Genomic DNA, 13474 nt, shown 5'->3' with positions numbered 1-13474 from the left:
GCTGTGTCGCCGACAACGCCCATGGCCCAGAGTAAATAAAGTTTTTTTGCTACTTTTTGTTCACAAAAAGTAGTCTTTTGCTTTTTCCTTCCTCCTTGTCTTCCCGCCTGGCCAAGGCGGCGAGCACGGTGCGTTCGGACTGCTGGAGGTAAGCATCCAGCGCCGCGGCGGCCTCTTGCGGGCGGCCTTGCTCGAGCAAGGCGAGGATACCGGCATTCATGTCGACATAAGGCGCGTGCAGCAGTTCGGGGTTGTCGAGCAGGAAGAAGCTCAGGCGCAGCTCCGCCGCCACCTGGGCGTAGAATTCGCTGAGGCGCGTGCTGTCGGCCAGCGCCACGATCGCCGCGTGGAACAGCATGTTGGCGCTGCCGACCGCGTGCCAGTCCTGCTGCTCGCGGGCTGCCTTCGCGTGATCGACGGCTTCATGCATGCGGGCCGTTGCCGGGTGTTTCGGATATGATTGGGCCAGAGCGCGGTGTTCGATCATCCGCCGCACGCGGTAGATATCGATCACCGAAGAAATGGTCGGCGTCGTAACGAACACGCCGCGATTGGCCTTGTGTTCCAGCAAGCCTTCCTTGGTCAGCAGCCGGAAGGCTTCGCGCAGCGTGTTGCGCGAGACGCCGAGTTGCGTGCAAAGCGCCTGCTCCGAGAGGCGTTGTCCTGGCTTGAAGTCTCCGTCGATCAGGCAGTTTCTCAGCGTATCAGCCAATTTTTGGGGGAGCGGAAGCGCTGGGGCTTGGTGCATTTCTCTTCGTTTGTCCTGCCGGGTGCGGCCATTTTGACGGGGCCTGGGGGCGTTCCTTATCTGAAGCCCGCGCCAGCGGCTATCCCTGGTGACGGGCCGGGATGCAGGGCGGTGGGCGGGGTGGGCCGCCGGATTCGGCAGAAAAAGCGCTGAAAAAGCAGCGTGCGGCTAATAATTGACCAAATGTTGGTTATGAATTTGGCTTTATTGTAGGAAGAGTTGAATCTTATTGTTCAACAAGATTGACGGGGACGTATTTGTGCCGCAATTGGCGTCAGTCGTCGTGAATGTGGGGCGGCAGCCATAAAGCGGAGGGATTAGGTGGAGCAGGCAACAACCATTACGGCGACGGCGGGCATGATGCCCCGGGCGGCGCGGCGCAAGGATTTTCTCGCGGCAATCATGATCATGGCCATGGCCGCTGTCGGGCCTGGCTTCATCACGCAGACCGCGACGTTCACGGCCAAGCTCGGCGCGGCCTTCGCCTTCGCGATTTTGGCCTCGGTGGTCATCGATTTCGTCGTGCAGCTCAATATCTGGCGCGTCGTCACGATCACCAAGATGCGCGCCTCGGATATCGCCAATGCCGCGATCCCCGGTTCGGGCTACCTGCTCGCGGTACTGGTGATCGTTGGCGGCCTGTTCTTCAATATCGGCAACATTGCCGGCGCGGGGCTGGGCCTGAACGCGTTGCTGGGTACCGATCCGAAAATCGGCGGCGCCCTCGCGGCGCTGGTCGCCATCGGCATCTTCATCTCCAAGCGCGCCGGCATCGCCATGGACCGCGTGGTGCTGGGCGCGGGCATCGTCAAGCTGATCCTGGTCGTCTATGCCTGCATTGCGGCGGCGCCCCCGGTCGGCGCGGCGTTCCACCAGACCTTCGCGCCGAGTCATATCGATTTCGCAACCATCACCACCATCGTCGGCGGCACGGTCGGCGGCTATATCACCTATGCCGGCGCGCATCGCCTGTTGGATAAGGGCGCGGTCGGGCCGGAGAATCTGGCGGCGGCGAATCGCGCCGCTCTCACCGGCATTCTCGTCACCGGCGTGATGCGTTACATCCTCTTCCTTGCCGTTCTCGGCGTGGTTGCCGCCGGCACGGTGATCCACATTTCCGGCAAGGCGGCGAATCCTGCCGGCCAGGCCTTCCTCGCTTCGACCGGCGCCATCGGTTACCGCCTGTTCGGGGCGGTGTTCCTGGCCTCGGCCATGACCAGCATCATCGGCGCGGGTTACACCTCCGTCTCCTTCCTGACCGCGTTCAAGAAGGGCATGACCGAGCGCAACCGCAACATCGCAACGGTCGGCTTCATCGCCTTTTCATTGGTCTGCTTTATCCTTTTGAAGACCACGCCCGCGGCCATGCTGGTGTTCGTCGGCGGCCTTAACGGGCTGGTGTTGCCGATCGGCCTGTCGATCTTCCTGTATGCCGCTTACGCGTGCAAGCATCTCATGGGTGGGTACCGCTATCCGCGCTGGCTGCTGGTGGCGGGGGTGCTAGTCTGCCTGGTGACCTGGTATATGGCGTATAAATCCATCGGGCCGATTTTCGCGTTCTTGAGCATGTAAGGGAGACCAGGCGCATGGTTAACGTAGATCTGAACAGTGACCTTGGCGAAAGCTATGGCGCCTGGAAAATGGGTGATGATTCCACGCTGCTCGGCGTGGTTTCCAGCGCCAACATCGCCTGCGGCTTTCATGCGGGCGATCCGGCGGGGCTGCTGAAATCGGTGCGCGATGCCGCGGCGCGCGGCGTCGCGATCGGCGCGCATGTGTCCTATCCAGACCGCGTCGGCTTCGGCCGGCGCGACATGGATGTGACGAGCGAAGAACTGATCGGCGACGTGATCTATCAGATCGGCGCGCTGCAAGGCATCGCCCGGGCGGCGGGCACTGCCGTGCGCTATGTGAAGCCGCATGGCGCGCTGTACAACCATATCGCCAAGAATGAACGCCAGGGCCGCGCAGTGATCGAGGCGATCAAGCTGGTCGATCCCGATCTGGTGCTGATGGGGCTGGCCGGCACGCCGATTCTGCAGCTTGCCCGGGGGGAAGGGTTGAAGGTGGTGGCTGAGGTGTTCGCCGACCGTGGCTACACGCCGGAGGGGCTGCTTGTCTCCCGCCGGGAGCCCAATGCCGTGTTGCACGATGCGGATTTCGTGGCCGCGCGGATGCTCAACTTCGTGCGCACCGGCACGGTGGCGGCGGTCGACGGTACGGAAATCCGCATCGAAGCCGAATCGATCTGCGTGCATGGCGACAGCCCCGGCGCGGTGACGATGGCGCAAACCATCCGGCGCGTGTTCGAGAGCAATGGGGTCGCGGTGAAATCCTTCCTGCCGGCGGCCGCGTAAGCAAAGTTTTCTTTTCATGCGCTTTCTGCCTTTGAATTTGACGAGCTTTCTGGTCGAGTTGAACGATCTCGACGAGACGCTGGCGTTGCTGGCCGCCTTGCAGGCGAATCCCTTGCCCGGCATCCGGGAGATGGTGCCGGCGGCGCGGACTTTGATGATCGGCTTTGCCGCTGAAACGACCAGCGCCGAGGCGCTGGCGGCAAGCCTCTCGCAGCTGGATCTGGTGGCGCCGGTCCGCCAGGATGACAGGATCGTCGAGGTGCCGGTCGATTATCAGGGCGAGGATCTCGCGGAAGTTGCCGAACTCACCGGTCTGAGCGTCGAAGACGTGATCCGGCGCCATGCGGCGGGCGAATACAAGGTGGCGTTTTGCGGCTTTGCGCCCGGCTTCGGCTATCTCGTCGGCGGCGATCCGGCGCTGCACGTGCCGCGCCGCAAATCGCCGCGCTTGCGCATTCCCGCTGGCACTGTGGCTTTGGCGGGGCATTTCACCGGCGTCTATCCGCAAGCCAGCCCGGGCGGCTGGCAATTGATCGGCACCACGCCGGTGAAGATGTGGGACATCGCCCGCAATCCTCCGGCTTATTTCCAGCCGGGCTACCGCGTGCGGTTCATCGATCTCGCCACGGTCAAAACGCAGATTTCCGTCTCCGCGCCAACGGCAAGCACGGACGCGCCGCCCGCCACAGCGGCCGGGGACGATGAAGTTCAATTCTCCGTCACCGCCGCGCCGCTGCCGGCCTTGTTCCAGGATCTCGGGCGCTTCGGCCAGACCGGGCAGGGCGTGTCAGCTTCCGGCGCGCTGGATCGCGGCGCTTTCAAGGCGGCCAACCGGATGGCTGGCAATGACGAAAGCGAGCCCTGCCTGGAACTGATGGGCGGTGGCTTCTCCTTCCGCAGCAGCGGGCGCGCGGTGATCGGCGTTGCCGGCGCACCGTGCGGCATCACGATCCGCACCGCGCAAGGCAAAATTTTCACGGCGCAGACCGGCACGCCTTTGGCGCTGGAGGCCGGCGACGAGGTGAGCTTCGCCGCGCCGGCCAGCGGGGTGCGTTCCTATCTGGCGGTGCGCGGCGGCTTCAAGGTGGCGAAAATTCTCGGCAGCGCCGCCACCGATACGCTGGCGATGGTCGGTCCCGCGCCGGTGCAGGCGGGCAGCGCGCTCACCGTCAATGACGCCAAAACGGTTTCCGCCAGCGTCGCGCTCGAAGAAATCCCGGCCTTCGCGTTTCCCAAAGCGGGGGAAATCGTCACGCTCGACCTCATCCTGGGGCCGCGCCCGGACTGGTTTACGGCGCAGGCTGTGGAAACGCTGACCGGTACCGATTGGGTGGTGACGCCGCAATCCAACCGTGTCGGCATCCGGTTGGATGGCGACGGGGTTCTGGAACGCAGCCGCTCCGATGAGCTGCCCAGCGAAGGCACGGTGACCGGCGCGGTCGAGGTGCCGCCGAACGGCAAGCCCCTGCTGTTCCTGGCGGACCATCCGCTCACCGGCGGTTATCCGGTCATCGGCGCTGTCGCCGAGTATCATCTGGACCTGGCGGGGCAGATTCCGGTGGGCGCGAAAATCCGCTTCAGGTCCGTGGCGCCGTTCGCGGAAATCAGGCCAAGCAAAGGAAGAGCTACTTTTTGTGAACAAAAAGTAGCAAAAAAACTTTGTTAACTTTGGGCCGTGCTGGTTTCACTGCCACCGGCCCAGCGTAACCAAAAATTTTTTGCGCCGCTTTTTTTAAAAAGCGGCCACTTTCTTTCTATCAATTCCATCGAAACGCCTATGTCTTTAGGAATACCCATGAAGAAAATCCTGATCGCAAATCGCGGGGAAATTGCCGTCCGCATCATCCGGGCCTGCCGGGATTACGGCGTGCGGTCGGTCGCCGTTTATGCGGATCCGGACGCCGAGGCGCCGTTCGTGGCGCTCGCGGACGAGGCCTATGCCTTGTCCGGTGTGAAGCCGGCGGAGACCTATCTCGACATCGGCAAGCTGCTGGAGGTGGCGCGCCGCGCGCAGGTGGATGCGGTGCATCCCGGCTACGGTTTTCTCTCCGAGCGCGCGGAATTCGCCCGCGCCGTCGCCGATGCCGGGCTGATCTGGATCGGCCCGGATGCGGATGTAATCGACGCGCTGGGCGACAAGGTTTCGGCGCGGCGGATCGCGCAGTCGGTCGGGGCGCCGCTGGTGGCCGGCAGCAATGGGCCGGTGGCGTCCGGCGAGGAAGCGTTGGCCTTCGCCAAGCAGCATGGCCTGCCCATGGCCATCAAGGCGGCTTATGGCGGCGGCGGCAGGGGCATGAAGGTTGCCCGCGCGCTTGGCGAGGTCAAGGAACTTTACGAATCGGCGGTGCGCGAGGCGGTAACGGCGTTCGGGCGCGGCGAATGTTTCCTGGAGCGGTTCCTGGACCGGCCACGGCATATCGAGGCGCAAATCATCGCCGACAAGCATGGCAAGGTGGTGGTGCTGGGCACGCGCGATTGCTCGCTGCAGCGCCGCAACCAGAAGTTGGTGGAAGAGGCGCCGGCGCCCTTCATCACCGATGAGCAGCGCCGGATTATTGAAGAGTCCGCCAAGAAAATTTGCGCGGCGGCGGGATATTCGAGCGCCGGCACGGTGGAATTCCTGCTCGGGCAGGATGGCACGATCTCCTTCCTCGAGGTGAACACGCGGCTGCAGGTCGAGCATCCGGTTACCGAGGAAACCACGGGCGTGGATCTGGTCATCGAGCAGTTCCGCGTTGCCGAAGGCAAGGCGCTGTCGATTTCCGAAACGAATCTGAGCCGCGGTCACGCGTTCGAATTCCGCATCAATGCCGAGGATCCGGCCCAGGGCTTCCTGCCCACGCCCGGTCGGGTCGTGCTGTTCGAGCCGCCTTCGGGGCCCGGCGTGCGGCTGGATAGCGGCGTGGTCGCCGGGTCGGTCATTCCCGGCCAGTATGATTCGCTCATCGCCAAGCTGATCGTCACCGGCAGCACCCGTGAGGAGGCGCTGAAGCGCGCGCGCCGGGCCTTAAGCGAGTTCAGGATCGAAGGGCTGGCGACGGTGCTGCCCTTCCACAAGGCCGTGCTGGAGCATCCGGATTTCATCGGGGAGGGCGGCATTGCCGTTCACACGCGCTGGATCGAGACGGATTTCCGGGCTGATTTGGCGCCCGCGGCGCGGCCCGAGCCGGTGGAAACGCCGGAACTCGTGCGCCTGCCGATAGAAATCGACGGCAAGCGCCATCAGATCGGCCTGCCGCGCAGCTTTCTCGCGGGCATGTCGCACGCGCCGCAGCCTGACACGGCCCCGGCGGCGGGCGTTGATGACGCCGCCATCCGCGCGCCCATCGCAGGCAGCATCCAGGTTTGGAAAATCGAGGACAAGGCCGAGGTCCAGGCCGGCGACCTGCTGGCGGTGATGGAGGCGATGAAAATGGAAGTGCAGGTCACCGCCGCCCGCGCCGGCACCATCCGGCTGGTGGCCCAGCCGGGGGCGTTTGTGAATGCCGGCGATGCGATCGGGCATTATGAGTAAGGGAAAGTAAGCGGCCGCTTTTAAAAAAAAGCGGCGCAAAAATTTTTGTTATGCTGGGCCTGAGGCTGTGTCGGCGCCAACGCCCATGACCCAGCATAACAAAGTTTTTTTGCTACTTTTTGTTCACAAAAAGTAGCCTTACTAAACTATAGTTTCAGCCGCAGCCCGGCGAAAACGCCGACGGGCGCGGCGATGCTGTAGCTGCGTGGATTGTCGAAATTCGGGGCTTGCGCCACGAAGACGCCGCCGGTCGGTGAGAAAGTCCCGTAATTGTAGTAGGTCGTGTCGGTGACGTTATCGATTTCTCCGAAGAATTGCAGCTTCGGCGTCACCTGGTACGTGGTTGTCAAATTCAGCACGAAATAGCCGGGCAGGGGCTTGGTCTGGTTCGATTCGTCGCCGAACAAAAAGCTCGAGGTCTGCGCGTACGCGTTGAACCCGAGGGTCCATTTTGGCGTGACCTTGTAACCGGCGCCGAATTTAACGAGATTTTGTGGAATGCCGGGCAGATGGTCGCCGGGCATGATGGCGATGTTGCCGTTGGCGTCCGCCGCCGGACTGTTGGATTGTTCGATGAAGGGGCTTTGAAAGGTCGCCTCCGTCAGGGAGTAGGTAAGATAGGCGTTCCACCGGTCGGCATCGAGCCGGGTCTGGAAATCGGCGCCCTGCCGCAGCACGTTCCCGACATTGCTGAAAAAGCCCATGCCGATCGGATTGAACGGCGATTGCAGAAACTCGATGTCATCATTGGCGACAGAGTGATAGTAATCGACGTTGTAGCTGAAGATTGCATCGGCCGGGCCCGGGATGGCGCCGCGAAACCCCGCTTCGAAGGTCCGCACCACAATCTGCTTGAGGTCGGGGTCGCCGGAAATGAAATTCGCCAGATCGCAGGAATCCTCGGGGCTGGCGCAGGAAAGTTCCGCCGGTGTCGGCGCGGCGTTGGCTTCCGAATAGCTGCCATACAACGTCATGGCGGGCATCACATTGTAGGTCGCGCCGATGGTTGGGTTGGCATGCATGTAGTAATGCCCGCCATTCAGGCCGCCGGGGGGCGAATTCGGGTCCGGCGGGTTCTGGTCATGCAGGACGAGGTCGGCGATGTTGAGCCGGCCGCCCATGGTCAGCGCCAGCCTGTCCGTGAGGTTGAGCGTGTCGGTCAGATAGGCGCCGTAATAGGCGTTGCGGATGACGATGTCGGCCGGCACGGTGCCAGGCTCGTCCACCAGGAAACCGGGATTGGGAATGCCCGGCGGCGTGAAAAAGACGCGGTTATCGGTAATCCCGCCATCAAAGGCGCCGGCATCGTACTTGGTGAACCCGCCATCATAGCTCACCCCGCCGACAAGATTGTTGTGGAGGCCAAAAACCGGTGCGGTGTTAGTGAGCTGGACCGAGCCGCCATAGCCGTTGGTGTTGGTCGTGCTCAAATCGAGCTGGGCGTAGGGAAAGAAGCCGGCTTCATTGGGCGTTGGCAGAAAATTAGGAATCGGCGCCCCGCCGGTGGTTGTGCTCACGGGATTGCCGGGGCCGCCCTGGCATAGAAACGCCTCATTCGGGCCAGGGCCGCAGGGCAGATCGAACGGGCCGTTGCCGTTGGTCAGGCGCTCCAGCAGATATTGATAATAGGCCACGACCTGCAGTGAGGTGTCTGCTGTTAACTGGTCGTTAAAGGATGTGCCCAGCTTCAGATATTTGTCGGCGATCTGGTTGGGGCCGGTGAATTGCGCTGAGCGGTCGACACTGAGGATCTGCACCGGGACCGTGCCGGGGCCATCGAGCACCGAATTGGCCAGCGTCAGGTTGAGGTGCAGCGACGCATGGTCGTTGCGCCAGCCGAAATCTCCATAGAAATTCTGAATGTCGGACGATTGCAGGTCGCGCCACCCGCCTTCGTGGGTCTCGCCGAGATCGACATAGGCGGCGACGTCACCGGCCTGCTTGCCATATTCGAGATTGCCGGTGATCTTGTCGAAGGAGCCGCCGGAAACCTCCAGCTCGCCGCCGTGATAATTAAAGCCGTCCTTCATCTGGACATTGAGCGCGCCGCCCAACGCATTCAGCCCGAACACAGGGTTGCCGTCTTCCAGGGTGGTTGAGGCAATCGCCTCATCGGGCAGCAGGCTCCAGATCACGACATCGCCGAAGGGCTGATTGAAGCGGACGCCGTTGACATAGACGCTCAAGCCCTGCGGCGTCCCCTGAATCGGCGAGGCCTGGAAGCCATGGTACATGATCGACGGCTGGTAGGGATTCGCCTGGCTGTTGACGGCGTTCACGCCGGCCGCCGTCAGATTCAGGGTGTCGGTCAGAGAGGCGGTGCCGTTCACGCGCAAATCTTTCGACGTGAAAACCTGCACCGGATGCGGCCATTTCGCGATGTTGACCCCCGAACTCCGGATGGGCGACGTCGAGATCGTGACCTCGGGCGTCGTGTAGCTGCCTGCAGATGCCGGGGGCGCTGGTGTGGCCGTGCCAGTGGTCGTGCCCGTCGGGGTCGGTTGGCCGGCCGTTTGCCCCCAGGCGGGGAGCCCGGTGGCGCCCGCCGTCACGGTAACGGCCAGAATCAGGAGCCCGCGCCCATACCGGCCTGCATGTTCCCGCGTCATTTAATTCTCATCTCCCCTTACGTGAACATTCTTCGGTTCACCGGGGAAGTCATATCAGCTCATAGGCCTTTCGTATCGGGAGGTTTTCCCGAAATCGCCGGGAGTTTTTCCTGATCCGCCGGCGGGAGCCATTTCGCCCTTGCTCTCGGGCGCGACCCTGGGCAGTTTTTCCTGTTAGATGGGGCGTGGCCGCTTAGGAGGCTGCGCTTTCGGGAGGATAAAAAATGTCGCTTCGGGCGCGATTGATCCTGTCTATCATGGCCGTGATGCTGGCGGCGATCGCACTCAGCGCCGGATCCGTGGTTTTGAACGGCCGGCGCCAGGTTCGCACCGAGCTCAGCACCGCGTTGATCGTCTCTCAGGCTTCGGTCGCCAGCAATCTGGCTTTGATCGACGAGTCGGGTGGTGAGCCGGGGGGAGTGGATCGGCTGGTGCGGATCTTCAACGGCTCACGCAATGTCGAGGCGTTGCTTGCCGCGGCCGATGGCCGCATCCTGGCGCGGTCGGTTCCGTACCGGGCGAAGGCGCCGGCGCCGGCCTGGCTCGTCCGGCTCTTGAATCCCGCCCTGGCGCCGGTCTCTTTCCCGCTTCGGGGGCAGGGCCACCCGACTTTGGTGCTGCGCGCGACTGCCTTGAATGAAAGCTCTGAGGTCTGGGCGAACATCACCAATGACGGCCTCTTCGTGCTTCTGTTCCTGGTGCCGGCGATTTTCCTGATCTGGCGGACCGCCGGTTGGATCCTGTCCCCGTTGTCGGGGCTGGCGGCCGGCATGGCCGGGCTGCGCGCCGGGGAGAAAGAGGCGCTGGTCGCGGAGCAGGGGCCGCTTGAATTGCGCGCGCTGACCGCGACGTTCAACCGCCTTGTTGAGGAGCTCGCCGCGCGCGCGGCACAGGCTGCGCGTCTCGAAGCGCAAATGGCGCGCATCCAGGCCGAAGAACGCGCCGATCTTGCACGCGACCTCCATGATGATATCGGGCCGCTGCTTTTCCTGGCGAAAATTGATCTCGCGTCACTCGCACGCCATCCGTTCCTTGAGTCCCGAAAGGAGCTTCGCGAGACCGCGTCGGGCGTTATCGAACATCTCAGCCAGATCCAGGCGAGTCTGCGGGACATTCTGAACCGGCTTCAGCCGCGCCGCGACTCTGAGTTCTCGCTTGCCGAGGCCGCCGAGACATCGTTGGCGCATTGGCAGGCGCGTTACCCGGACATCGCCTTTCAGCTGGACGCCGTCCAGGCCCCGTCCCGGCTGTCGCCGCCCATTCTCGACGCCGCGTGCCGTGTCATCACCGAATCCATCAGCAACGCCGTCCAGCACGCCGAACTCTCCTATCTTTCGATCACGCTGACGGGGAGCGCCGCGGACGAAGTGGGGATCGTCGTAAGAAATGACGGTCTCATCCAGTCCCCCGCAAAGGAGCGCGGATTTGGCCTGCGCAACATGCGCGACCGGGTGGAGGCCTGCGGCGGGCGGTTTACGGCCTTTCATGATGCTGCGGCATCCGCCTGGACCGTGCACGCCGTGATGCCGCTTGGCGCGCCGGCCGGCAACCATCGGGCTGATGCGGCATGAAGATCCTCGTCGTCGACGATCACGCGGTGGTCCGTTCCGGATTCGCCCGGCTCTTCTCCGAGCGCCCTGAAGCCACGGTGCATTACGCGACCACCGGCCAGGAGGCGCTGCGGTTGGCGCGGGAGATGCGCCCCGAAATCATCATTCTGGACCTCGACATGCCTGATGTCAGCGGCTTCGCCTTGCTCAAAAGGCTTCGGCTCGAGGCCCAGGATGCCCGTATCCTGATCGTCACGATGTATGCCGACATCGCCTATGTCGACCGGGCCATCGAAATGGGCGCCACCGGCTACGTCACAAAAAGTGCCGCGCCGGAAGAGTTGCTGACGGCGGTCGACCATGCCGGCGCCGGGAAACGTTATATCGAAGCCTCGATCTGCCGGGCGATGGTCCAGCGCGCCCAGAACATGAAAGACCACGGCGCCGAACTGACGCCGCGCGACATCGACGTGATTCGTCTTCTCGCCGAGGGCAGAAGCGTCGGGGAGATCGCTGGGAGCATCGGCGTCAGTTACAAGACGATCGCCAATAACTGCTCGATGCTGAAGGCAAAGCTCGGCCTTGAGGATATCAAGGACCTCATTCGCTACGCGGTCGCATGGAAATTGAACGGCCGCGACCTCGGTTGAGGCAGGCGTGCCGGCTTGTTGAGCGCGCGGCGGCAATGGTAGGGCAGGAACACAAGATGCGGCCGCGCACGGTTTCGGTCGCCGGGTGTTGGGAAAGGAAGTTGATCATGCGCGTCGCGGTTCTTGATGATTGGCAGGGCGTTGCCGAATCGGCGGCCGATTGGTCCGCCTTGCGCGCCCGTGCGGAAGTGGTGTTTTTCCACGAGGCCTTCGCCAGCGAAGATGACGCCGCGGCGCAACTGGCGGATTTCGACATTCTGATGCCGATGCGCGAACGCACGCCGTTTCCGGAATCGCTGATCGCGCGGCTGCCGAAGCTCAAATTTTTCGCGATGACCGGCAAGCGTGCGGGCGCGATCGATTTCGCGGCGCTGGCCAAACGCCAGGTCGTGACCTCTTACAGCCTGGATGGCGGCAATGGCGAGGCCACCGCCGAGTTGACGCTGGGGCTGATGCTGGCGGCGGCGCGCGCCATTCCGGCGGCGGATGCCGCGATCCGGGCCGGCGGCTTCCAGGCCGGCGTGCCCGCGGGCACCCAGCTCGCGGGCAAGACGCTCGGGCTGATCGGGCTCGGCCGGCTCGGCAGCCTGATGGCGCGCTATGCGGCGGCTTTGAACATGAACGTGCTGGCGTGGAGCCCGAACCTGACCGCGGAACGCGCCGCTGCCGCCGGCGCGCGCTTCGTGCCGCGTGACGAATTGCTCGCGCAGGCCGATGTCGTAAGCCTGCATATCGTGCTCGCGCCGACCACCAAGGGCATGATCGGCGCGCGTGAACTAGGGCTGATGAAGACCGGCGCGATCCTGATCAACACCTCGCGCGCCCCCCTGGTCGACGAGGCGGCTTTGATCGCGGAACTGCGCGCGGGACGGCTGGTCGCAGCGCTCGACGTCTACGACCGTGAGCCGTTGCCGGCGGACCATCCGCTGCGGCATCTGCCGAACACGGTGCTGACGCCGCATCTGGGCTATGGCGCCATCGAGGCGTTCCGCTCGTTCTACAGCCAGGGCATCGAAAACGTGCTGGCGTTTCTGGATGGCGCGCCGATCCGGCTGCTGACGTAAGAAAAAAGAAGCCGCTTTTTGAAAAAAGCGGCACCAAAAACTTTTGTTTACGCTGGGCCTGAGGCTGTGTCGCTGCCAACGCCCATGGCCCAGCATAACAAAGTTTTTTTGCTACTTTTTGTTCACAAAAAGTAGCCTTCCTTTTTGTTTCCTTCCTGCCTTCACCCGGCGGCTTCGTCGTAAGCCCGGTGCGGCAGATCCGTCACCAGCATGCAGCCTGGCGCATGCGCCAGGAAGAAGGGCAGCTTCGCGTGCTGGAGCGCCGCCTGGCTGGTCACGCCGCAGGCCCAGAACAGCGGTACTTCGCCGGGTTCCACCGGCACCGCGTCGCCGTAATCGGGGCGGGAAAGATCGGAAATGCCGATCGCGGCCGGATCGCCCGCATGCACCGGCGCGCCATGCATCTGCACGAAACGGCCGGAGATTTTTGCCGCGCGGTCCGCGTTATCCGCGGAGAACGGCCGCATCGAGACCACCATCGGGCCACCGAACGGGCCAACGGCTTTCGTTTGGATCGAGGTGCGGTACATCGCCACATTGCGGCCGAGGCGGACATGGCGCATCTCCAGCCCTTCCTCCATCAGCGCGTGCTCGAAGGTAAAGGAGCAGCCGATGGCGAACGTCACCAGATCGTCGCGCCAGAGATGGGCCACGTCCGTCGGTTCATCGGTGAACACGCCGTCGCGGTAGACGCGGTAGCGCGGCAGGTCGTGGCGAATGTCGATGCCCTGGCCGAGCGCCGGCAAGGACGGATCGCCCGGCTCGCTCATTGCCAGCACCGGGCAGGCCTGGGCGTTCAGCGCGCAGAATTCGGCGAAGAGCTTGGCCTGCTCGGCCGGCAGGATGGCGATGTTGGCCTGCACGAAGCCGGGCGCCGCGCCGCTGGTTTGGCCGTCATGTTGCCCGGCCCGCGCGGCCAGGCGCACTGCGGCGGCTTCGGTGGGGGTCAATCTTTCAAGCATCGTCCAGCCCTTCGTTTCAG

General features: G+C 63.6%; 11 protein-coding genes. 7 read left to right on the top strand and 4 right to left on the bottom strand.

The genetic code is table 11. The annotated features are described in order from the left end of the window. Positions 1 to 49: 49 nt before the first annotated feature. On the bottom strand, positions 50 to 748 hold the full coding sequence (locus VNC39_RS03335) for a GntR family transcriptional regulator (protein WP_325396149.1): 699 nt from the start codon (positions 746 to 748) through the stop codon (positions 50 to 52). 321 nt (positions 749 to 1069) lie between these two features. Here VNC39_RS03335 and VNC39_RS03330 point away from each other — a divergent pair, with 321 nt between their 5' ends. The 3 genes from VNC39_RS03330 to VNC39_RS03320 are packed head-to-tail and all read left to right on the top strand — an operon-like array spanning position 1070 to position 4771. Beyond that, on the top strand, positions 1070 to 2320 hold the full coding sequence (locus VNC39_RS03330) for an NRAMP family divalent metal transporter (RefSeq protein WP_325396147.1): 1251 nt from the start codon (positions 1070 to 1072) through the stop codon (positions 2318 to 2320). 14 nt (positions 2321 to 2334) lie between these two features. After that, positions 2335 to 3105, top strand: a complete 771-nt coding sequence (locus VNC39_RS03325; protein ID WP_325396145.1) for a LamB/YcsF family protein — start codon at positions 2335 to 2337, stop codon at positions 3103 to 3105. 16 nt (positions 3106 to 3121) lie between these two features. Continuing rightward, positions 3122 to 4771 carry an urea amidolyase family protein gene (locus VNC39_RS03320; RefSeq protein WP_325396143.1) on the top strand — a complete coding sequence of 550 codons (1650 nt, stop codon included), beginning with the start codon at positions 3122 to 3124 and terminating at the stop codon, positions 4769 to 4771. Here the strand turns inward: VNC39_RS03320 and VNC39_RS03315 are convergent. Continuing rightward, positions 4768 to 4902 carry a hypothetical protein gene (locus tag VNC39_RS03315; RefSeq protein ID WP_325396141.1) on the bottom strand — a complete coding sequence of 45 codons (135 nt, stop codon included), beginning with the start codon at positions 4900 to 4902 and terminating at the stop codon, positions 4768 to 4770. The two genes, VNC39_RS03320 and VNC39_RS03315, sit on opposite strands and share 4 nt — an antisense overlap. On the opposite strand from VNC39_RS03315, the gene VNC39_RS03310 reads away from it, so the two are divergent. Then, the gene (locus VNC39_RS03310; protein ID WP_325396139.1) at positions 4901 to 6619 is read left to right on the top strand and encodes an acetyl/propionyl/methylcrotonyl-CoA carboxylase subunit alpha; all 1719 of its coding nucleotides are present in this window, start codon (positions 4901 to 4903) and stop codon (positions 6617 to 6619) included. The genes VNC39_RS03315 and VNC39_RS03310 overlap by 2 nt on opposite strands. A 146-nt stretch (positions 6620 to 6765) precedes the next feature. On the opposite strand, the gene VNC39_RS03305 is transcribed toward VNC39_RS03310, so the two are convergent. After that, entirely contained in the window at positions 6766 to 9228 is a 2463-nt protein-coding gene (locus tag VNC39_RS03305) for a TonB-dependent receptor (protein ID WP_325396137.1), read from the bottom strand. Positions 9229 to 9452: 224 nt separating this feature from the next. Between VNC39_RS03305 and VNC39_RS03300 the strand changes: the two genes are divergently transcribed. From VNC39_RS03300 to VNC39_RS03290, 3 genes are all read left to right on the top strand, one after another. Next, positions 9453 to 10799, top strand: a complete 1347-nt coding sequence (locus tag VNC39_RS03300) for a sensor histidine kinase (protein ID WP_325396135.1) — start codon at positions 9453 to 9455, stop codon at positions 10797 to 10799. After that, positions 10796 to 11428 carry a response regulator transcription factor gene (locus tag VNC39_RS03295; RefSeq protein ID WP_325396133.1) on the top strand — a complete coding sequence of 211 codons (633 nt, stop codon included), beginning with the start codon at positions 10796 to 10798 and terminating at the stop codon, positions 11426 to 11428. Before VNC39_RS03300 ends, VNC39_RS03295 begins: the two co-directional genes overlap by 4 nt. Positions 11429 to 11535: 107 nt before the next feature. Beyond that, positions 11536 to 12492: a D-2-hydroxyacid dehydrogenase family protein gene (locus VNC39_RS03290; RefSeq protein WP_325396131.1), complete on the top strand. Its 957-nt coding sequence runs from the start codon at positions 11536 to 11538 to the stop codon at positions 12490 to 12492. Between the two features lie 161 nt (positions 12493 to 12653). On the opposite strand, the gene VNC39_RS03285 is transcribed toward VNC39_RS03290, so the two are convergent. Then, positions 12654 to 13454, bottom strand: a complete 801-nt coding sequence (locus tag VNC39_RS03285; protein WP_325396129.1) for a putative hydro-lyase — start codon at positions 13452 to 13454, stop codon at positions 12654 to 12656. Between the last annotated feature and the right edge of the window lie 20 nt (positions 13455 to 13474).

Source organism: Acidocella sp. (assembly GCF_035535915.1).
Classification (GTDB): Bacteria; Pseudomonadota; Alphaproteobacteria; order Acetobacterales; family Acetobacteraceae; genus Acidocella.
The sequence above is the reverse complement of the archived record's forward strand: the minus strand, read 5'-3'. Positions and strand labels throughout refer to the sequence as shown.